Below are 19675 nucleotides of genomic sequence, written 5' to 3'. Positions count from 1 at the left end.
ACACCGGTGCCGTAGACGGCACCACGTCGCACGCGCTCGGGACATCCCTCGGATCTTCACGACCGAGGGGGTCGTGCTGGCGCTCTGCGGATGGGTGGTCGGCATCCCGCTCGGCTACCTGTTCGCCCGCCTGATCGTGCGCCTGGTCTGGGAGATCATCGGGGTCCGCCTCCCCGTCGTCTACCCCAGATCCATCCGCGGCCAGGCCGAGGGCGCCGTGCGGGCCCGACTCAAGCGGGCTCGCGCTCGCGGCGCCAGCCGTTCCAGTGCCAGTGCAGGTAGCGGTCGATCGCGCGGACGACGTGCGACGACCGGATCGACGGGAACACGTCGAACGCGTGCTGGGCGCCGGGGAGCTCGGCGTACACGACCGTGGCGCCCGAGACCTCGCGCAGCCGGGCCACGAAGAGCCGCGCCTGCTCGACCGAGACGAGCGTGTCGTGCGCGCCGTGGAGGACGAAGAAGTCCGGCGCCTCCTTGGTGATCCTCAGCAGGGGAGTGCCGGCCTCGAAGACCTCGGGCGCGTCCTCCCAGCCTTGTCGGACCACCCGCGGCGCCAGGAAGAGGTCGCGCATCTGCTCGGCGCTGCGCAACCCGGTCGAGCCGGCGAAGTCGTACACGCCGTAGTGCGGCACGGCGACCGCGACGCTCGTGTCGGCGTCCTCGAAGCCGGGCTGGTACGCCGGGTCGTTCGGGGTGACCGCGGCGAGCGCGGTCAGGTGGCCGCCGGCCGAGCCTCCGGTGATCGCGATGTAGTCCGGGTCGCCGCCGTACTCCTCGATGTGCTCGCGGATCCAGGCGATCGCGCGCTTCACGTCGACGATCTGGGCGGGGAACGGGTCGCGCGGGGCGAGCCGGTAGTTGATCGCGACGCACACCCAGCCCTTCGCCGCGAGGTGCTGCATGAGCGGGATGCCCTGCTGGTCCTTGTTGCCGATCGTCCACCCGCCGCCGTGGACCTGGAGCAGGACGGGCGCGCCGGTCGTGGGCTCGGCGGGCCGGTAGATGTCGAGCAGCCCGCGCTTGCCGTGCTCGGGGGCGTACTCGATGTCCTTCTCGACGACGACGTCGAGCGCGCGCATCCGGAACGGGTTCGCGAGCTTGCGCCACGGTGTCGCGAGCTCGGCCGGCGTCGGCTTCGCGTCCAGCTGCTCGAGGTAGTCGTAGCCGAGTCCCTCGACGAGCGCGTCCTCGGCGTCCTTCTGCACCCGCCTGGCCTGGTCGAGCAGGAACGCCTGCCCGGCCAGGTTCGCGGCCGCGAGAGCGAGGCCGAGCCTGCTGCGGGGACGGCGCCGTACGACGTGCGCGGTCGCGTCGGCTGCGGTGAGGGCGAACAGGTGCTGGGCGAGCTCGGAGGTCAGCCAGCCGAACGCGAACGCCGGGACGCCGGCGCGGAAGCCCGGCGCGGGTCGGATCGCGTTCGCGGTGAGGACGGCAGTGACGACCTGGCGGCGAAGAAAGGCCATGAGGCCCACGTTAGAACGTGTTTCCCGCGGAGAGACTGCTCTGAGAGGCGGGTCACGCGTGTCCTCCCGGGCGGCGGCTCGTTCTGGAATAGGAACACGTTCTACCGGAGGGAACACCACGATGGATCGGCTGTCGGGGCTCGACGCGAGCTTCCTGTATCTCGAGACCCCCGCGCAGCTGATGCACGTCTGCGGGGTCATCGTCCTCGACGCCAGCACGATCCCGGGCGGCTACACCTACCCCGGCTTCCGCGCCGAGCTCGACCGCCGGGTGCGTGACGTGCCTGAGTTCACCCGCAAGCTGCGCAGGGTCCCACTCGGGCTCGACCACCCGATCTGGGTGCAGGACAAGCACTTCGACATCGACCACCACGTGCACCGGTTGGCGCTGCCGTCGCCGGGCGGGTACGCCGAGCTCGTGGAGCTCACCAGCCACCTCGCCGGGCTGCCGCTGGACCGCTCGCGGCCGCTGTGGGAGATGTGGGTGATCGAGGGCTACCACGCCGATGACGGTCGGGAGCGGGTCGTGGTGTTCTCGAAGATGCACCACGCGACCGTCGACGGCGTCTCGGGCTCGAACCTCGTCTCGCACCTGTGCAGCCTGGAGCCGGACGCCGACCCGATGGCCGAGGCGGAGGAGCGGCGTCATGCCCGCGAGCCCGGTCACCGCGAGCTGTTCGGCCGCTCGGTCGTGAGCATGGTGACCCGGCCGCTGAACGCCGTACGCCTCGTGACGCCGTCGGTCGAGCTGGTCACCAAGACCGTCGGCCGGGCGCGGGCCGGTACGGCGATGGCCGCGCCGTTCTCGGCACCGCGCACGTCGTTCAACGGCACCATCACCGGCCACCGTGTGATCGCGCTGGCGGACATGGACCTCGAGGACGTGCGCCAGATCAAGAACGCGACGGGCACGACCGTCAACGACGTGGTGCTGGCGGTCGCCGGTGGTGCGCTGCGCGGCTACCTCGAGGACCGCGATGAGCTGCCGGCGAGCTCGCTGCTCGCGACGGTGCCGGTCTCGGTGCGCGAGGAGTCGCGCCACTCCAGTGGTGCCAACAAGGTCTCGGCGCTGTTCGCCAAGCTCGGCACCGACACCGACGACCCGCTCGAGCGGCTGCGCGACCTGGCGGAGCGCAACAAGCACGCCAAGGAGCACCACTCCGCGATCAGCGCGGACTCCCTGCAGGACTGGGCGGAGTTCGCCGCGCCGCGGACGTTCGGCCTGGCGGTGCGGGCGTACGCCGGCTTCAAGCTGCCCGAACGACACCCGGTCGTGCACAACCTGGTCATCTCCAACGTGCCCGGCCCGCCGATCCCGCTGTACTTCATGGGCGCGCTGATCGAGGGGCTCTACCCGCTCGGCCCGGTCTTCCACGGCGCCGGGCTCAACGTCACGGTGATGTCGAACAACGGCTCCGTGCACGTCGGGCTGATCGCCTGCCAGGAGTCGTTGCCGGACATCGAGGACCTGGTCCAGCGGTTCCCCGCCGAGCTGAAGGCGCTGAAGAAGGCCGTCGCCGCGCAGACCAAGCCGACCCCGATCAAGCGGAAGCGGACGGCGGCTTCCGGCGCCGGCAGCTGAGGAAGACGCGCGCTCGGCGCGGGACTTTGGTCCCGGTCGATGAGGGTCGAAAGACCCGTGCCCCCGCCACCGGGTGAGTGGAACGTCGAGGGGACTCGATGAGGGGACGACATGGTTTCGAGCGTGCGCGCGATGTCCGCGGAGACAGCTGAGACTGCCGGTTGTTCCTTCTCGCGGCTGTCGACTCGTTGCCGTTCAGGTGTCTCCGCATGAGCAGCGCGCGGCAGGACCAGGAGCGCCTCCGGGGCCTCCTGCGCGTCGTCGACAACTTGCCGGCCATGATCGCCTACTGGGACGAAGACGCGCGCAACGTCGTCGCCAACGCGTCGTACGAGGAGTGGTTCGGGCTCAGCCCCGGAGAGATCCGCGGTCGCCACATCAGTCAGGTCCTCGGCCCCGACGTCTATCTCAAGAACCTGCCGTACATCCAGGGAGCGCTTCGGGGGGAACCGCAGCTCTTCGACAGGACTCTCGTCAACCAGGCCGGTCGGACCCGGCACACGCTGGCCTCGTACGTGCCCGATGTCGTCGACGGTGTGGTCCGCGGCTTCTTCGTGCTCGTCACCGATGTGACACCTCGGGTCGAGCTCCAGCGAGTGATGGACGAGGCGCAGGCGCTGGCCAAGCTGGGCAGCTGGGATCTGGTCCCAGGGACGAGCGCCGTCACCTGGTCCCGAGGCGTCTACGCGATCCTGGGCCTCGATCCGTCGGCCGAGCCCCTCGAGCTGTCGACCCTGTGGAAGTACATCCATCCGGCCGACCGCCATCGGGCCCAGGCTAGCCTCGAGGAAGCCCTGCAGACGGGGCTGCCCTACCAGGTCGACTACCGCATCGTGCGACCCGACGGATCCGCGCGCGAGGTCGTCGGTCGCGGACGCCCGATCCTCGGCCCAGACGGCGAGGTCGCCCATGTCACCGGAACTCTCCAGGATGTCACCGAGACCAACGAGCTGGCCCGGGAGCTGGCCCGGACCAACGCCGACCTCCGTCAGGCCAACGACCTGAACGCGGACGTGATCGCCATGCTGGGCCACGACATCCGCTCACCGCTCGGAGTCGTCCGCTTCAACCTCGAGCTTCTCGACCGGGAGTGGTCCGACCGGGATCGGGTCGACGGGGAGCTGGCCGACATGTCCGAGGAACAGCGGCGCGCCTGTGTCTCTCGGGCGCGCCAGGCGAGCGCCCATCTCGTGATGCTGGTCGATCGCATCCTCGCCCTGTCCTCGATCGACTCGGGCAGGGTCTCTCCCGCCAGGGAGCGCATCGATCTGGCGCGCGCCATCACCGAGACGGTCGACGAGATCGGCTTGACCGACAGCGTCTCGGCCGACTTCGGCGACGGCGCGGACGCCATCATGTTCGATCGGGTCCACCTGAACCAGATCCTGACGAACCTGCTGACGAATGCGGTCCGCTACGGCGAGGCCCCGGTCGGCATCTCGACGAGGCGCGAGGTCGGCAACATCGCGATCTCGGTGACGGACGCGGGACGCGGAGTGCCTGTGGATCAGGTGCCACAGCTGTTCACGAGGTTCGCCAGGACCGGGCTGAGGCAGGCGGCGGTCGGTGGCACCGGATTCGGGCTCTACATGGCCCGGCAGCTCGCCGAGGCGAACGGCGGCACCGTGACCTATCACCCAGGGCGCGACGAGCATGGGCACGAGTTCACCCTCACGGTCCCCGCTATCCCCGCGATCGCCTCAGGTGGCATGGCGGAGTGGGTGCCGCCCTTCGCAGGAGGGCTCGACGGCGCAGTCCACTTCGTCGCGCCGTGAGGTCCGCGTCCTCGTCGTCGAGGACCACGCTCGCCAGGGCAGCTCGCAGCTCGCGGCGGTCCCGCAAGGTCGGCTGAGAGCCCCGTGGACGACTTGTCACCCGCGATGCGGTGGAAGCCCGTGACCGGGCCACCGGGTCAGGCGCTGGACAGCCGCCGCGGCGAGCGCCGCCGTGCATTGACCGTGCCGACTGCGTCCAGCAGTGCGGGCACGAACCGCTCGGACTCCAACACGCAGGCGGCGTGACCTGCGGGGATGTCGTGGACGGTCGCGCCGGGGATCTTGCGGGCGAGGGCGATCTGGTTCTTGGGGGAGAGCACCTTGTCCTTCAGCGTCACCACGACCGCGGTCGGTACGTCGATCCGCGACAACCAGGGCCGGGAGTGGTGGCGGCCGAGGTCGGCGACGGCCTGGCCCACGGCCCAGGGGCTGGTGCTGCGGAACTCCGCGAGCGCCCAGTCGTGCATGTCGGTCGGCTTCAGGTCGAGCGCCGTGGCCGCGCTCCGGGCTGCGCGCACCGCCGTACGCGACCGGGAGATCCCGCGGGTGGCGCCCATTGCGAGCCCCATCGCGGTGTGGAAGCCGCGCTCGGCGATCGTGGAGCGGAACCGGTCGGTGGTCGCGCAGAGGACCAGTCCGCCGACCTTGGTGGGGTGCTGGCGCCAGACCCGCTGCGCGATGATCGAGCCCATCGAGAACCCGACGACGATCGGCGCCCCGAGCTCGAGCTCGTCGATCAGGGCGGCGACGTCGTCGGCGCAGTCGCGCACGGAGAACTCGTCGGACTGGATGCCGCGGCCGTGCCACCGCTGGTCCATCGTGATCACGCGGTAGCGGCGCGCCAGCGGCTCGATCGAGGGGAACCAGGTCAGCAGCCCGGTGCACCCGACCGCGTGCAGCAGCACGACCGCCGGCGAGTCCGGGCGCGGGCCCGGGGTGTCGGTGACGAACGCCTCGCCACGGCCCGGGAGGTCGACCATCCGGCCGTCGGGGATGCGCACGTAGGGCACGTACACCGCTCGCTTCAGTGGCCCCAGCGGGTTCGGGATGCGCACAGGATCCTCCCGGGATCGTTTCGGCACGGTCATTTCGACTGAGACTAGAACACGTTACAGTTTCCGCATGACGCAAGACCTGGAGGCCACCGAGGCGGTCCGCAGCGTGGTCCGCGAGGCACTGGACCGCGCCGGCGACGATGCGGACGCGACCTGGCAGGCGTTCGCCGAGGCCGGACTGCTCTCGCTCCCCGTACCCGAAGCCTGTGGCGGTGAAGCCCTGGGCCTGGCCGAGGTGGGCGTGCTGCTGCGCGAGACCGGGCACCGGGTGGTCCAGCTGCCTGTCTGGGAGACGCTCTGCTGCGGGGTCCTGACGCTCGCGGCCGTCGGCTCGGAGGAGCAGCAGCAGGCGCTGCTGCCGGGTGTCGCCAGCGGCGAGACCATCCTCACCCCGGCGCTGCGCGAGCTCCAGCCCACGACGTACGCCGATGGCCGCGTCACCGGCCGCAAGATCGGCGTGACGTACGCCGACCGGGCGAAGCGACTGCTGGTGACGGCCCAGTCCGACGACGGCCCGGTGGTCGCGCTGGTCGACCCGTCCGACCCGAACGTCACGCTGCTGCCCTCCACGTCGTCGACGGGCCTCACCCAGCACACGGTCGTGCTCGCCGGCGCGGCCGCCGAGCTGCTGCCCGGCGCGGACGCTGCCCGGGTCCTCGACGAGCTCGCGCTCGCCGGCCTGTGCCTGACCGCCGCCGGCGTCGTCGCCGGGGCGCGTGACCTCACCGCGGCGTACATCAAGGGCCGCACGCAGTTCGGCAGGTCGCTCGCGGAGTTCCAGGCCGTCGCGATGCAGATCGCCGACGTGTACATCGCCTCACGTACCCTCGACCTCGCGTCCGCGAACGCGGCCTGGCGGATCGGCGCGGGCCTGGACGTCACCGACGACCTCGCCGTCGCGGCGTACTGGACCTGCCACGAGGCGCCCGGTGCCATGCGGACCTGCCACCACCTCCACGGGGGCATGGGCGTCGACGTGACCTACCCGATGCACCGCTACTTCTCGTGGGTCACCGACATCTGCCACGCGCTCGGTGCCCGGGCGGAGGACGTCACGATCGAGGACCCCGTCGCGAAGAACCTCGAGCTCACCGCCGAGCAGCGGGCGCTCAAGGCCGAGCTGCGGGAGTACTTCGGCAACCTCGCCGACCAGAACGAGCACCGGGACATGGGCCTCGACCGGCACGGTGAGACCTACCAGCGCGTCGTGCGGCAGATGGGCACCGACGGCTGGATGGGCGTGGGCTGGCCGAAGGAGTACGGCGGGCACGGGCTCGGCGAGATCGAGCAGACGATCTTCGCCAACGAGGCGCAGCGCGCCGACGTGCACCTGCCTGCGGTGACCCTGCAGACCGTCGGGCCGACGCTGATCAAGTACGGCACCGAGAAGCAGAAGGACCTGTTCCTCAAGCGGATCCTCGCCGGGGACGTGCACTTCGCGATCGGCTACAGCGAGCCGGACGCCGGCACCGACCTGGCGTCGCTGCGCACGACCGCGCGCCGCGACGGCGACCACTACGTGGTCAACGGGCAGAAGCTCTGGACGACCGGCGGACACCAGGCCGACTACCTGTGGCTCGCGGTCCGCACCGACCCGGACGCCCCGAAGCACAAGGGCATCTCGATCCTGATCGTGGACACCAAGGATCCCGGCTACTCCTGGACGCCGATCATCACCGCGGACGGCTCCCACCACGTGAACGCGACGTACTTCAACGACGTGCGGGTGCCGGTCGACATGCTGGTCGGTGAGGAGAACCAGGGTTGGAAGCTGATCACCACCCAGCTCAACCACGAGCGCGTGATGCTCGGGCCGGCCGGCCGCATCGAGGGTCTGCGTGACCGGGTCGCGGAGTGGGCCACCAAGGCCGGCGTCATCGACCAGCCCGACGTACGCCGGACCATGGGCGAGGTGACCGCGGTGTTCCGGGTCAACGAGCTGCTGAACTGGGAGGTCGCGCGGGCGGCGGCGCAGGGCGAGATCTCGGTCGGCGACGCCTCGTCGTCGAAGGTCTTCGCCGCGGACCAGGTCCAGCACCTCTCGGCGGACCTGGTCGACATCGTGCACCGCTACGGGGATCCGGCGGACGAGGAGACCGGCGAGCTGATGACCTACCTGGACGCGCAGGCGAAGCGGAACCTCGTGCTCACCTTCGGCGGTGGCGTGCAGGAGGTCCAGCGCGAGCTGATCGCGATGTTCGGTCTCGGGCTGCCGCGGGTGCCGCGATGAGCGACCCGATCCTGGAGGAGGCCGAGCGGATCAAGGCGCTCGGCGAGTGCTCGGAGTCCTGGGCGCCGTACGAGGTGAACCAGGCGACGATCGGCACCTGGCTCGACGCGATGGGCTACGAGAACGAGCGCTTCCGCAGCGGCGAGGCGCCGCCGTCGATGGTGCAGGTGTGGACGATGCCCGGCCTGGGCCGGAAGCGTCCGCCGGAGGACCCGTTGAGCCGGATGACGGAGTTCCTCACCGAGCAGGGTTACACCGCGGTGCTCGGGACGAACTGCGAGCAGAGCTACGAGCGCTACCTCGAGGTCGGTGAGCTGCTGCGGGTGACCAGCGCGCTCGACTCGGTGGTCGGCCCGAAGAACACCGCGATGGGCACGGGCTACTTCGTGACGTCGCGCAACACCTGGTACGTCGGCGACGAGGTGGTCGCGACGATGCTGTTCCGGGTCCTGAAGTTCATCCCGAAGGAGAAGTCGGCGTGATCCGCCCGATGGTCAACCGGGACTCGCAGTTCTTCTGGGACGGCACCGCCGCCGGGGAGCTCCGGGTCCAGAAGTGCAACAGCTGCGGCGACCTGCGCTTCCCGCCCGGTCCGGCGTGCCCGTCGTGCGGCGCGCTCGACCGCGGCCACGTCGTCACCGCCGGCACCGGCACGGTGTTCTCCTACGTCGTGCACCGGCACCCGCCGGTCCCCGGCAAGGAGCTGCCGATCGTGATCGCGCTGATCGACCTCGACGAGGGCGTGCGGATGGTGGGCGAGGTGGTCGACGTGGCCGACACCGAGATCGAGATCGGGATGCCGCTGCGCGTGGACTACAACCGCATCGACGACGAACTGACCCTGCCGATCTGGAGGCGAGCATGAAGGTCGGAGACCAGATCCCCGAGTGGTCGCTGCCGATGACCCCGACCACGATCGTGAGCACCGCGATCGCGACCCGGGACTGGCAGGACGTCCACCACGACCGCGACATCGCCCAGGCGGCCGGGTCGAAGGACATCTTCATGAACATCCTGACCAGCAACGGCCTCGTCGAGAAGTACGTCGTCGACTGGGCCGGCCCCGACACCGAGCTCAAGGGGATCTCGATCCGCCTCGGTGCCCCGGCGCACCCCTACGACACGCTGACGTTCAGCGGCACCGTCGAGTCCGTCGAGGACGGCATCGCGACGATCTCGGTCGTCGGCCGCGTCTCGCTCGGCGACCACGTCACCGGCACCGTGAAGGTCGTCGCATGAGCGGGCTGAGCGGCAAGGCCGCGATCGCCGGGATCGGCGCCACCGAGTTCTCCAAGGAGTCCGGGCGTTCCGAGCTCCAGCTCTCCGTCGAGGCCGTCCAGCACGCGCTGGCCGACTGCGGCCTGACCGCCGCCGACGTCGACGGGCTCACGACGTTCACCATGGACACGTCGTCGGAGATCGCGGTCGCCCGTGAGCTCGGCATCCCCGAGTTGCGCTTCTTCAGCAGGATCAACTACGGCGGCGGCGCGGCGTGCGCGACCGTCCAGCAGGCCGCGATGGCGGTCGCCACCGGGGTCGCGGACGTCGTGGTCTGCTACCGCGGCTTCAACGAGCGCTCGGAGTCCCGCTTCGGCCAGGTGTCGGTCGCCGCGGCGACGCAGGTGAACACCAACGGGCTCGACAACGCGTGGACCTACCCGATGGGGCTGGGCACGCCCGCGGCCACCGTCGCCATGCAGGCGCGCCGCTACATGCACGAGTACGGCGCCACGTCCGAGGACTTCGGCCGCGTCGCGGTCGCCGACCGGCGGCACGCGGCCACCAACCCCAACGCGTTCTTCTACGGCCGGCCGATCACCCTGGAGGACCACCAGGCCTCCCGGATGATCGTCGACCCGCTGCACCTGCTCGACTGCTGCCAGGAGTCCGACGGCGCGGTCGCGCTGGTCGTGGTGTCCGCGGAGCGGGCGCGCGACCTGAAGCAGAAGCCGGCGTACATCTCGGCGGCGGCGCAGGGGAGTGGCGCGGACCAGTTCGTGATGACGTCGTACTACCGCCCCGACATCGGCATCCCCGAGATGGGCGTGGTCGGCCGCGAGCTGTGGCGCCAGTCCGGCCTCGGTCCGAACGACATGCGGATGGGCATCCTCTACGACCACTTCACGCCGTACGTCCTCATGCAGCTGGAGGAGCTCGGCTTCTGCGGTCGCGGCGAGGCGCCCGGCTTCATCGCCGACGGCGCGATCGAGGTGGACGGGAAGTTCCCGCTCAACACGCACGGCGGGCAGCTCGGCGAGGCCTACATCCACGGCATGAACGGGATCGCCGAGGGCGTCCGCCAGATCCGCGGCACGTCGGTGAACCCGGTCCCCGACGTCGAGCACCTCGTCGTCACCGCCGGCACCGGCGTGCCGACGTCCGGGCTCGTGCTGTCGGTCTGAGACCACCCGCGACGGGGTAGTACCCCGGCATGGGTCTCTTCTCAGGGCGTGGCGATGCGCCCGATGCCCGGCCGCGCGAGCTCGTGCTGACCGGGGAGCCGCTGGTCGCGAACCAGGAGCTGGTCGCGGTCGACCTGGTCGTGCGGTTCTCGCCCAAGCCCCGCCCGACGGACACCAGCATCCCGGCGACGGCGTGGCAGCCCTCGTGGGTCGCCGACGACGAGCGCGCGATCGCTGCGGTGGTCGTGACCACGCTCCGGCTGCTCGCCGACCAGCGGTCGGCGCTCGACCTGCTCACGGACCGGGCGAGCGTCGTCGAGGCGGTCGACGCCGCGCTCCTGGTCGCGCCCGTGGCGCCGCTGTTCGAGGCCCGGACGGTGCAGGTCGAGCTCGCGCCGCACGCCGCCGGCGCCGCGCGCGACCAGCGGTTCCGGGTCGTCGGCTGACGAGTTCCTCGTCAGCGGAGCTTCTCGTCGAAGAAGCCCAGCACGCGGTCGACGCCCTCCTGCTGGCGGTGCTCGGTCAACGTCGAGTGGCCCTTGCCGTCGAACTCGACGCGGATGAACGCGTCCCCGATCTCCTGGGTGAGGGTCTCGAAGCGGGTGCCGACCGCCGCGTCCTTGCGGTAGCGCAGGCCGAGGACCTGGCAGCCGCCGGCGGCCCGCTCGCGCACGGCGGCCAGGTCCTCGGGCGACAGGTTGAGATCGGCCGCGCGGGCGCGGCCGACGGGGAACGGCAGCGAAGGCTGGGCGAGTACGGGCGCCGCGACCGCGGTGTCGACCATCATCGCCAGCGCGAAGCCGCCGGTGAAGCACATGCCGAGCGCGCCGACTCCGGGGCCGCCGAGCTCGTCGTGCAGTGACCTGGCCAGGCTGCGCAGCCACGCCGCGACCGGCGACGTACGACCGGTCGCCATCGTGGTGAACTCCCGGCTGACGCAGACCTTCGGCAGCACCGCCGCGATGGCGCCGACCGACATCGGCCGCTCCGGGGTGCCGAACAGGTGCGGGAGCACGACCGTGTACCCGGCCGCGACGACCTCCTCGGCGAAGCCGATCACCTCCGGCGTCAGCCCGGGGATCTCGTGGATCACGATCACGCCGGGTCCACTGCCCTTGCGGTAGGTCGGATGCGTTGTCCCGTCGGCCGAGTGCACGCCGGGAGTCCAGGTCGAGAGCGGGGTCATCGGCCCACCAGCGTCGCGACGTGGTCGGGGACGTACGACGAGAGCTCGCGCGGGGGCCGCTCGTAGCCGGTCGACGCCGGTCGTTCGGGCACTTCGAGCGGCGGCAGCTCGATGTCGGTGTACGGGATCGTGGAGAGGAGGTGGGACATCATGTTGAGTCGCGCCTCCCTCTTCACATCACCCTCGACGACGTTCCACCGCGCCTCGGGGATGTCGGTGTGCACCATCATCAGGTCCTTCGCGCGCGAGTAGTCCTCCCAGCGTCGCACCGACTCGAAGTCGGTGGTGGACAGCTTCCACCGGCGCATCGGGTCGTCGACGCGGCCGCGGAACCGACGCTGCTGCTCCTCGTCGCTCACCGAGAACCAGTACTTGCGGAGCAGGATGCCGTCCTCGACCAGCAGCCGCTCGAAGATCGGGCACTGGTGCAGGAACCGCTGGTGCTCCTCGGGGGTGCAGAAGCCCAGCACGTGCTCGACGCCCGCTCGGTTGTACCAGGACCGGTCGAACAGGACGATCTCGCCACCCGCGGGCAGGTGCTCGACGTAGCGCTGGAAGTACCACTGGCTCTTCTGGCGGTCGGTCGGCGTGGGCAGCGCGGCGATCCGGGCGACGCGCGGGTTGAGGTACTGCGTGATCCGCTTGATCGCGCCGCCCTTGCCGGCGGCGTCGCGGCCCTCGAAGACGATCACGATCCGCGCCCCGGTGGCTCGGACCCACTCCTGCACCTTGACCAGCTCGGCCTGGAGGCGGAACAGCTCGTCCTCGTACGCGCCCTTGCCCAGGCGCTTCTGCGGCTTGCTCATGGTGCAGCCTAGACACGTGCCGAGACTTCACGCGCTCGAACTCGTGCCGGACGACGCCGGCCAGGACGCGGTACGCCGCGACTGGCAGCGGCTCCGCGACGCGGGCCTGCCCAGCCAGCTCGACCACGACGCCCCGACCAACGCCCCGCACGTCACCGTCGTGTCCGCGCCGTACCTCCCGGACGAGGCGCTCGACGTCGCCCACGCGCGGCTCGGGGCCCTGCTGCCGATCCGGGCCAGGGCGGCGGGCCTGCTGGTCCTCGGCGGCAGCCGGGTGACGATCGCGCGGGCGGTCGACATCGACGACGACGTCGTCCGACGGGCGCTGGCGGTGCGGGTCCAGGTGCCGGACCGCCAGCACGTGGGGTGGCTGCCGCACGTGACGCTGGCGCGCCGGGTCGACCGCTCCCTGGTCCAGCAGGTGCTCGACGCGGTCGGCCACGAGGACGTCGTGCTGACGCTGACCGAGCTGCGCAGGTGGGATCCCGAAAAGAAGTTCGTGACGACGATCGCGCAGGCCTAGTCTCGGGCGCGATGCATGCCGACGACGTCCCGACCACGGCCGACCAGGTGGCCCGGATGGTCGCGGAGCAGCACCCCCGGTGGAGCCACCTGCCGGTGACGCCGGTCGCCGAGTTCGGCACCGACCACTGCCTCTTCCGGATCGGCGACGACCTGGTCGCGCGGATGCCGCGAGTCGCGTGGGCCGCCGACCAGGCGCACAGCGACGCGACCTGGCTGCCGGTGCTCGCCCCATACCTGCCCGTCACGGTGCCCGCGCCGCTCGCGCTCGGGGAGCCGGACGAGCACTACCCGTTCGCCTGGTCGGTCGCGCCGTGGCTGCCCGGCGCGACGCCGACCGACGAGAACGCGGACCCGCACACGCTGGCCGCGGACCTCGGCGGGTTCGTGCGGACCCTGCACGCGGTCGATGCCAGCGCCGGGCCGAGGAAGACCGGCACCGCCCGCGGTACGCCGATCCGGGGGTGGGACCCGTACGTCCGCGAGGCCATCGACGAGGCCGGCGACCGGATCGACCGAGCCCGCGTCACGGAGGCGTGGGAGGACTGCCTCGCGGCGCCCGACTGGGCCGGCGACCCGGTGTGGATCCACGGTGACCTCATGCCGGGCAACCTGCTGGTGCGCGACCGACGACTCAGCGCGGTCATCGACTGGGGCGCACTCGGCGTCGGCGACCCCGCGCCCGACCTGGCGCCCGCCTGGTACACCGTGCCGTCCGCGCGCGAGGAGTTCCGCCAGGCGGTCGGGTACGACGACGACACCTGGCGGCGCGCCCGTGGGTGGGCGATGGGCCCGGCACTGACCGGCATCCCGTACTACTGGGACACCGTGCCGGCGTTCGCCCAGCGCGGGCTGCGGACCATCGCCGCCGTGCTCGCCGACCTCGACGGTCAGTAGGGTCCTGCCATGGCCGAACTCCCCGTGCTCGACGCGGAGGAACAGCGGGTCCTGGGCGCGTTGCTGGAGAAGCAGCGCACCGTGCCGGACACCTACCCGCTGTCTCTCAATGCGCTGCGGACCGCCTGCAACCAGACCAGCAGCCGCGACCCGGTCACCGCGTACGACGAGCAGACCGTCGAGCAGGTCGGGCGCCGGCTCAAGGACCGCGGGCTGCTGCGGATCGTGTGGGCGGCGACCGGCCGGCGGACGCTGAAGTACCACCAGGTGCTCGACGAGGTCCTCGGGCTGGCCGACGACGAGAGGGCGCTGCTCACCGTGCTGCTGCTGCGCGGTCCGCAGGCGCCCGGCGAGATGAAGGCCCGCACCGACCGGCTCCACGCGTTCGAGGACCGGCACGCGGTCGAGCAGGTGCTGGGCCGGATGGCCGAGCGCGGGCTGGTGCGGGAGCTGCCCCGCCGCGGCGGCGACCGCGACAACCGATGGATCCACCTGCTGGGCGCCGAGGCGGCGCCCGAGGCGGCCGTCCCGGCGGTCGCCGTACCGACGGGGACGGAGCGTGACGAGCGCGTGCGCGCGGCGTACGACGCGGTCGCCGCGACCTACTCCGAGACGCTGTTCAACGAGCTCACCGACCTGCCCTTCGAGAGCTGGTTGCTCGACCGTGTCGCGGCGCACGCCGACGGCGGCCCGGTGGTCGAGGTCGGGTGCGGACCGGGCCACGTGACGGCCTACCTCGCGGACCGAGGAGCCGACGCCTTCGGCATCGACCTGTCGCCGCAGATGGTCGAGGAGGCGCGGCGCCGGTTCCCCGACGGCGCCTACCAGGTCGGCGACCTCCGCAAGCTGATGCGGCCGACGACTGCGGACGGGTGGGCCGCTGTGCTCGCGTGGTACTCGCTGATCCACCTCGCGCCGTCCGAGATGCCCGAGGCAGTGGCGGTCCTGTCCCGCCCGCTCGCCAGCGGAGGTTGGCTGGTGCTGGCGCTGCACGCCGGGTCCCAGGTGCGGCACGTCGACTCGTGGTTCGAGCAGGACGTGCAGCTGGACTTCGTGCTGCACGAGCCCGCTGCGATCGTCGCGGTCCTGGAGGCCGCGGGCCTGGTCGACGTCGAGTGGTACCGACGCGGAGCCCTGGCCGAGCGGAACGAGACCTCCGAGCGGCTGTACGTCGTGGCGCGCAAGCCCGCCGGGTGAGAACGCTCCCACCCAGGAGGTCTCTTTACCCTAGGCTCGGGCTGTGGGCCAGAACGGGGGCGCCCGCTCGCCTTCGGAGTGCTCGTCGACCTGCTGATGCTGGCGCCGGGAGCCGAGTCGATCCTCGAGTCGATCCTCCCGACCACCTCGCGGGCGTTCGCCGTCGACGCGCTCCGCCTGCGCCTGGAGGTGCTGGCCTGGCTGGAGCGGCTGGGCGAGGAGCGGCCCGTCGTGGTGATCCTGGACGACGCGCAGTGGTGCGACGAGAGCTCCCTGTCGGTGCTGGGGTTCGTGTCGCGCCGGCTCGCCGGCACCCGGACCTCGCTCCTGGCGGCCGCCCGCAGTGACGCGCCGCCGCCGGCACTGGTGGGCAACCCCGACGTGGCGCTGCCCGCGCTCGACGACCGCGACGCCGCCGTGCTGCTGCGCCGAGCCGGCGTCCACCTCGACTCCCTGGCCGCGCCGGTCGTCATCGCGCGCGCCGCCGGCAACCCGCTCGCCCTCCTCGAGCTCGGCCGGGCCGCCGTCCTCGGTCGCGCGGTCGAGGCCACGCCGTCGAGCGTGGAGAGCGCCTTCGGGCAGCAGGTCGCGCTCCTCCCCGAGCGCACCCGCGCCGTCCTGCTGCTCGCCGCCGCCGGTGACGGGGAGGTCTCGGTGCTGGCGCGGGCGGTCGGCCCGGACCGGCTGCCCGACGACCTCGCTCCTGCGGAGGACGCGGGACTGGTGCGGGTGTCCGACCGCGTGGTCCGGTTCCGCCACCCGCTGGTGCGCTCGGCGACGTACGGCGCCGCCTCCACGGCCGACCGGCTCGCGGCGCACGCGCGGCTCTCCGAGGCCCACCACGACCTGGCTGGAACGGGGCGTGGCCACCGAGGTGTGAGCTCAGGCGGCGGGGTGCTCGAGGAGCACCAGCGCGAGGTCGTCGCCCAGGCTCCCGCCGCGGACGTGGCGACGGACGACGTCCAGGACGCCGTCGAGGGCGTGCGGCTCCGCCAGCGGGGCCTTGAGCTGCGCCAGGTCGAGGAACTCTCCGGTCTCGTCGCGGGCCTCGCTCAGCCCGTCGGTGTAGAGCAGCAGGCGGTCGCCGGGCTCCCAGAGCACCGCGGTCTCGGTGAACCCGGCGACCAGGCCGGTGCCGAGGGGCAGCCCGTTCGGGATCTCGATGGGCGCCAGTCCGTCACCGCGGCGCAGCATCAGTGCCGGCGGGTGCCCGGCGCTGACGAGGTCGAGGCGGTCGGGCGCGATCGACTCGACGAGCAGGGCGGTCACGAACTCCTCGTCGTCGAAGAACGGCACGAGGTACTCGTCCATGTCCGAGGCGACGTCCGCGAGCGTCGTCTGCCGAGCGGCGGCCTGACGGAACGCGCGGATCACGCGGGCGGCCTGCTCGACGCCGCCGATGCCCTTGCCTCGCACGTCACCGATCAGCAGTCGGGTGACGTCCCGGGTGTGGTAGCAGTCGTAGAGGTCCCCACCCACGAGGGCGCCCTCGACGGCGGACTCGTACCGCGCCGAGATGTCGATGCCCCCGGCGTGATGGGGGAGCACCGGCAGGATGGCGCGCTGCGCCGCCTCGGCGATCTGAGCCATCTCGGCGAAGCGCCGCTCGCGGCGGACCCGGACCTCGGCGATGGCGACGGCGGCGCTGCCGATCACCAGGACGCCCATGATCCGCACCGTCTGCTGGGGCTCGTTGAGGTCGTGGTTCCAGAACCCGGAGGCGATCGCGGCTGCGAGGGCCAGGCCCATCACCGCGGCGGTCGACGCCGTCGGGAGGACCGAGCACGCGATCAGGGGCGCCAGGCAGAAGAGGCCGGCCAGGACGGCGACGGACTCGTCCAGCGCGAGGTCGGAGAGAACGAGGATGGCCAGACAAGCCAGCGAGGCGGTCCAGCCGATCCGCACAGCGCGTTGGTCCGGGGTCACCGACGAAGACTAGTCGTCCGGTGGTGTTTTAGGGGAAAACTCACCCTTAAGGGTGCGGGCTAGGGTTCCCGGGTGGCAGCGACCGGCGGCCAGCCTGGCTCAGCAGGTCAGGACGACGTCGCCGAGCACGGGCGCGCCGTCGCGCTCCCCACCGGCGACCGATGCCGAGGCGACGACCCGGCCGTCCTCGCGCCACCCGCGGATCTGGATGGTCTCGCCCGGGAACACCACACCCGCGAACTTCACCCCGAAGCCGCGCACGCGGGTCGCATCGCCGCCCAGCAGGGTGTCGGTCAACGTGCGCAGGACGATGCCGTACGAGCAGAGCCCGTGCAGGATCGGCGCCGGGAAGCCGGCGGCCTTGGCGAAGTCCGGGTCGGCGTGCAGCGGGTTGCGGTCGCCGCAGAGCCGGTAGAGCAGCGCTTGGGTCGGGGCGACGTCGTACGTCGTGTCCGTGTCGGGCTCGCGCTCGGGGAGCACGACCGGCTCCGACGAGCCGCGGTCGCCGCCCCAGCCGCCCTCGCCCTTGACGAAGATCGAGGAGCGGGTGGTCCAGAGGTGCTCGCCGGACGGCGACGTCGCCGTCCCCTCCTGCCAGATCACCGCGGCCTTGCCCTTGTCCCAGATCTCGCTGATCCGGGTCCTCACGGTGGCCGAGCCGGAGGTCGGCAGCGGGCCGGCGACCGTGATCGACTGCGAGCCGTGCACGACCTGGGCCAGGTTGATGTCGCAACCCGGCAGGTCGAGCGGCGGCGGGTCGCTCGCATGGAACGTCGGCGCGACGACGCCGAAGGACGGCAGCACCTGCAGGCCGGCGGTCTCCAGCGTGTACGACAGGTCGGTCGCGCCGATCGCCAGGTGGTAGAGCAGCACGTCGCTCTCGGTCCAGCTGAAGTCGACGGCGCCGAGCTCGGCGCCGATCGCGACGTCGGGATCGATGGGCATTCAGTTCTCCTGGCTGGACTCGGGAGAGGCGATGTCTTCAGCGGCGAGGTAGCCGAAGGTCAGGGCGGGACCGATGGTCGCGCCGGGGCCGGCGTAGGTGTTGCCCATGACAGCGGACGACACGTTGCCGGCGGCGTACAGGCCCGGGATCACCGAGCCGTCGGCGCGCAGCACGCGGGCGTGCTCGTCGGTGACCAGTCCGCCCTTGGTGCCGAGGTCGCCGGGCACGATCTTCACGGCGTAGAACGGGCCCTCGTCGATGGCGTGCAGGGACGGGTTCGGCTTCACCCTCGGGTCCGAGTAGTACTTGTCGTAGGCGCTCTCGCCGCGGTGGAAGTCGGCGTCGACGCCGGTCTTCGCGAAGCCGTTGAACCGGCTCACGGTCTCGGTCAGGGCACCGGGCGGCACCTCGATCTGCTCGGCGAGGTCCTCGATCGTGGACGCCTTCTTGATCGTGCCGAGCTTGTACCAGCGGCCGGGGAACGGCTGGCGCGGGAACAGTCCGGCGAAGATGTAGCGGTTGCGGTAGCGCTGGTCGATGATCATCCAGCTCGGCACGTGGCCGACGCCGGTGGCCTCACCGTCGTACATCGCGTGCACGGCCTCGACGTACGGCAGCGCCTCGTTCATGTACCGCTGGCCGGCTTGGTTGACGATGATCGACCCGGGCAGGTTGCGCTCGGCCAGGCAGAACCACGGCCCGGACGGCAACGGGATCGTCGGACCCCACCACGAGTCGTCCATGAGGTCGAGCTGAGCGCCCGCCGCGATGCCGGCGAGGATGCCGCCGCCGGTGTTGAACTGCGAGCCGGTCGTCCAGTCGACCGAGGTCGGCTGGGGCTGGTACTTCTCGCGCATCTCCAGGTTGCGCTCGAAGCCGCCGCTGCCGAGGATGACGCCGCGCTCGGCGCGGATCACCTGCTCCTGGCCGTCGCGCCGGACGCGGACGCCGACCACGCGCCCGTCCTCGAGGACGAGGTCGGTGAGCTCGGTGTCGTAGTGGACCGGCACGCCGGCATCCATCAGTCCCTTGCGCAGGCCGATCGCGATCGCGTTGCCCATCGCGAACATCTTGCGGCGCAGCACCATCGCGACCATCCGGCGCACGAAGACCTTCGCCATGGTGACCGGGCCGCGCAGGGTCCGCAGGCCGAGGCTGATCTTCCGGAAGTCGGCCTGCGTGACGATCATGTTCGCCGGCGCCTTGGTGTACTGCGGGTGCAGCCGCTCGAGCTCGTCACCCAGGAAGCGCGCGTCCAGCGGGATCGGCTCGCAGGAGCGACCGGCCGGGCGACCGCCGGGCGCCTCGGGGTGGTAGTCGGCGTAGTCGGGCACCCAGGTGAACCGCAGGGGAGTGTTGTCCCGGACGAAGTCGAGGACCTCGGCACCGCGGTCGAGGTAGGTGTCCCGACGCACCTTCGGGACGACGTCGCCGACGATCGAGTCGAGGTAGAGCTTGGAGTTCTCGAGCGGGTCGTCCTGCTTGGCCTTCTTGAGGGCGTAGTTGCCCGGGATCCAGACGCCTCCGCCGCTGCGCGCGGTCGACCCGCCGAAGTAGGAGCTCTTCTCGATCAGCACGGTCCGGAGGCCGCGCTTGCTCGACGCGAGCGCGGCGGTCATGCCGGCGCCGCCCGCGCCGACGACCACGACGTCGACGCGCTCGGGAAGGGGGGTCGTCATGGCCAG

19 protein-coding genes are annotated in these 19675 nt (G+C 71.5%); 11 read left to right on the top strand and 8 right to left on the bottom strand.

The window, feature by feature from the left end; genetic code table 11:
- Positions 1-230: 230 nt before the first annotated feature.
- Positions 231-1466: an alpha/beta hydrolase fold domain-containing protein gene (locus ABD875_RS03630; protein ID WP_345171298.1), complete on the bottom strand. Its 1236-nt coding sequence runs from the start codon at positions 1464-1466 to the stop codon at positions 231-233.
- Positions 1467-1587: 121 nt separating this feature from the next.
- Between ABD875_RS03630 and ABD875_RS03625 the strand changes: the two genes are divergently transcribed.
- Complete coding sequence (locus tag ABD875_RS03625; protein WP_345171296.1) at positions 1588-3048, top strand: WS/DGAT/MGAT family O-acyltransferase; 1461 nt, start codon at positions 1588-1590, stop codon at positions 3046-3048.
- A 209-nt stretch (positions 3049-3257) separates the two neighbouring features.
- Positions 3258-4823, top strand: a complete 1566-nt coding sequence (locus tag ABD875_RS03620) for a sensor histidine kinase (RefSeq protein ID WP_345171293.1) — start codon at positions 3258-3260, stop codon at positions 4821-4823.
- A 137-nt stretch (positions 4824-4960) separates the two neighbouring features.
- On the opposite strand, the gene ABD875_RS03615 is transcribed toward ABD875_RS03620, so the two are convergent.
- On the bottom strand, positions 4961-5824 hold the full coding sequence (locus tag ABD875_RS03615) for an alpha/beta fold hydrolase (protein ID WP_345171291.1): 864 nt from the start codon (positions 5822-5824) through the stop codon (positions 4961-4963).
- A gap of 121 nt (positions 5825-5945) precedes the next feature.
- Between ABD875_RS03615 and ABD875_RS03610 the strand changes: the two genes are divergently transcribed.
- The 6 genes from ABD875_RS03610 to ABD875_RS03585 are packed head-to-tail and all read left to right on the top strand — an operon-like array spanning position 5946 to position 10956.
- Entirely contained in the window at positions 5946-8108 is a 2163-nt protein-coding gene (locus tag ABD875_RS03610; protein WP_345171289.1) for an acyl-CoA dehydrogenase family protein, read from the top strand.
- Positions 8105-8590, top strand: a complete 486-nt coding sequence (locus ABD875_RS03605; RefSeq protein ID WP_345171287.1) for an FAS1-like dehydratase domain-containing protein — start codon at positions 8105-8107, stop codon at positions 8588-8590. Before ABD875_RS03610 ends, ABD875_RS03605 begins: the two co-directional genes overlap by 4 nt.
- Positions 8587-8973, top strand: coding sequence for a Zn-ribbon domain-containing OB-fold protein (locus tag ABD875_RS03600; protein WP_345171285.1), 387 nt, complete (start codon positions 8587-8589; stop codon positions 8971-8973). The genes ABD875_RS03605 and ABD875_RS03600 overlap by 4 nt, the downstream gene beginning before the upstream one ends.
- Positions 8970-9347 (top strand): MaoC family dehydratase, encoded by a 378-nt coding sequence (locus ABD875_RS03595; RefSeq protein WP_345171282.1) that lies wholly within the window; start codon positions 8970-8972, stop codon positions 9345-9347. Before ABD875_RS03600 ends, ABD875_RS03595 begins: the two co-directional genes overlap by 4 nt.
- Positions 9344-10510, top strand: a complete 1167-nt coding sequence (locus ABD875_RS03590) for a lipid-transfer protein (protein ID WP_345171280.1) — start codon at positions 9344-9346, stop codon at positions 10508-10510. Before ABD875_RS03595 ends, ABD875_RS03590 begins: the two co-directional genes overlap by 4 nt.
- Before the next feature lie 29 nt (positions 10511-10539).
- On the top strand, positions 10540-10956 hold the full coding sequence (locus ABD875_RS03585) for a hypothetical protein (protein WP_345171277.1): 417 nt from the start codon (positions 10540-10542) through the stop codon (positions 10954-10956).
- A gap of 11 nt (positions 10957-10967) precedes the next feature.
- Here the strand turns inward: ABD875_RS03585 and ABD875_RS03580 are convergent, their stop codons facing one another.
- Positions 10968-11696: a dienelactone hydrolase family protein gene (locus tag ABD875_RS03580; protein WP_345171275.1), complete on the bottom strand. Its 729-nt coding sequence runs from the start codon at positions 11694-11696 to the stop codon at positions 10968-10970.
- Positions 11693-12502: a polyphosphate kinase 2 gene (gene ppk2, locus ABD875_RS03575; RefSeq protein ID WP_345171273.1), complete on the bottom strand. Its 810-nt coding sequence runs from the start codon at positions 12500-12502 to the stop codon at positions 11693-11695. Before ppk2 ends, ABD875_RS03580 begins: the two co-directional genes overlap by 4 nt.
- 16 nt (positions 12503-12518) lie before the next feature.
- Here ppk2 and ABD875_RS03570 point away from each other — a divergent pair, with 16 nt between their 5' ends.
- Genes ABD875_RS03570 through ABD875_RS03560 form a run of 3 tightly spaced genes read left to right on the top strand, consistent with a single transcriptional unit; the run spans position 12519 to position 15118 of the window.
- Positions 12519-13025, top strand: a complete 507-nt coding sequence (locus ABD875_RS03570; protein WP_345171271.1) for a 2'-5' RNA ligase family protein — start codon at positions 12519-12521, stop codon at positions 13023-13025.
- Between the two features lie 11 nt (positions 13026-13036).
- A complete protein-coding gene (locus ABD875_RS03565) occupies positions 13037-13921 on the top strand; it encodes an aminoglycoside phosphotransferase family protein (protein ID WP_345171269.1) in 885 nt (294 codons plus the stop codon).
- A gap of 9 nt (positions 13922-13930) precedes the next feature.
- Entirely contained in the window at positions 13931-15118 is a 1188-nt protein-coding gene (locus tag ABD875_RS03560; protein ID WP_345171267.1) for a DUF480 domain-containing protein, read from the top strand.
- 30 nt (positions 15119-15148) lie between these two features.
- Here the strand turns inward: ABD875_RS03560 and ABD875_RS03555 are convergent, their stop codons facing one another.
- The 4 genes from ABD875_RS03555 to kstD all read right to left on the bottom strand — a co-directional run bounded on the left by ABD875_RS03555 (position 15149) and on the right by kstD (position 19669).
- Positions 15149-15988 (bottom strand): hypothetical protein, encoded by an 840-nt coding sequence (locus tag ABD875_RS03555; RefSeq protein WP_345171265.1) that lies wholly within the window; start codon positions 15986-15988, stop codon positions 15149-15151.
- Positions 15989-16000: 12 nt separating this feature from the next.
- Positions 16001-17044 carry a PP2C family protein-serine/threonine phosphatase gene (locus ABD875_RS03550; RefSeq protein WP_345171263.1) on the bottom strand — a complete coding sequence of 348 codons (1044 nt, stop codon included), beginning with the start codon at positions 17042-17044 and terminating at the stop codon, positions 16001-16003.
- 99 nt (positions 17045-17143) lie between these two features.
- Positions 17144-17989 carry a MaoC/PaaZ C-terminal domain-containing protein gene (locus ABD875_RS03545; RefSeq protein ID WP_345171261.1) on the bottom strand — a complete coding sequence of 282 codons (846 nt, stop codon included), beginning with the start codon at positions 17987-17989 and terminating at the stop codon, positions 17144-17146.
- Positions 17990-19669 carry a 3-oxosteroid 1-dehydrogenase gene (kstD, locus tag ABD875_RS03540; RefSeq protein WP_345171259.1) on the bottom strand — a complete coding sequence of 560 codons (1680 nt, stop codon included), beginning with the start codon at positions 19667-19669 and terminating at the stop codon, positions 17990-17992.
- Positions 19670-19675: the final 6 nt, after the last annotated feature.

The organism is Nocardioides caricicola, from assembly GCF_039541135.1.
Taxonomy (GTDB): domain Bacteria; phylum Actinomycetota; class Actinomycetes; order Propionibacteriales; family Nocardioidaceae; genus Nocardioides; species Nocardioides caricicola.
The sequence above is the reverse complement of the archived record's forward strand: the minus strand, read 5'-3'. Positions and strand labels throughout refer to the sequence as shown.

Bases quoted from the DNA above. Each gene is read 5' to 3' on its own strand.
- ABD875_RS03630 (WP_345171298.1), bottom strand. From the start codon at position 1,466: ATGGCCTTTCTTCGCCGCCAGGTCGTCACTGCCGTCCTCACCGCGAAC.
- ABD875_RS03625 (WP_345171296.1), top strand. From the start codon at position 1,588: ATGGATCGGCTGTCGGGGCTCGACGCGAGCTTCCTGTATCTCGAGACC.
- ABD875_RS03620 (WP_345171293.1), top strand. From the start codon at position 3,258: ATGAGCAGCGCGCGGCAGGACCAGGAGCGCCTCCGGGGCCTCCTGCGC.
- ABD875_RS03610 (WP_345171289.1), top strand. From the start codon at position 5,946: ATGACGCAAGACCTGGAGGCCACCGAGGCGGTCCGCAGCGTGGTCCGC.
- ABD875_RS03605 (WP_345171287.1), top strand. From the start codon at position 8,105: ATGAGCGACCCGATCCTGGAGGAGGCCGAGCGGATCAAGGCGCTCGGC.
- ABD875_RS03595 (WP_345171282.1), top strand. From the start codon at position 8,970: ATGAAGGTCGGAGACCAGATCCCCGAGTGGTCGCTGCCGATGACCCCG.
- ABD875_RS03590 (WP_345171280.1), top strand. From the start codon at position 9,344: ATGAGCGGGCTGAGCGGCAAGGCCGCGATCGCCGGGATCGGCGCCACC.
- ABD875_RS03585 (WP_345171277.1), top strand. From the start codon at position 10,540: ATGGGTCTCTTCTCAGGGCGTGGCGATGCGCCCGATGCCCGGCCGCGC.
- ABD875_RS03580 (WP_345171275.1), bottom strand. From the start codon at position 11,696: ATGACCCCGCTCTCGACCTGGACTCCCGGCGTGCACTCGGCCGACGGG.
- ppk2 (WP_345171273.1), bottom strand. From the start codon at position 12,502: ATGAGCAAGCCGCAGAAGCGCCTGGGCAAGGGCGCGTACGAGGACGAG.
- ABD875_RS03565 (WP_345171269.1), top strand. From the start codon at position 13,037: ATGCATGCCGACGACGTCCCGACCACGGCCGACCAGGTGGCCCGGATG.
- ABD875_RS03560 (WP_345171267.1), top strand. From the start codon at position 13,931: ATGGCCGAACTCCCCGTGCTCGACGCGGAGGAACAGCGGGTCCTGGGC.
- ABD875_RS03545 (WP_345171261.1), bottom strand. From the start codon at position 17,989: ATGCCCATCGATCCCGACGTCGCGATCGGCGCCGAGCTCGGCGCCGTC.
- kstD (WP_345171259.1), bottom strand. From the start codon at position 19,669: ATGACGACCCCCCTTCCCGAGCGCGTCGACGTCGTGGTCGTCGGCGCG.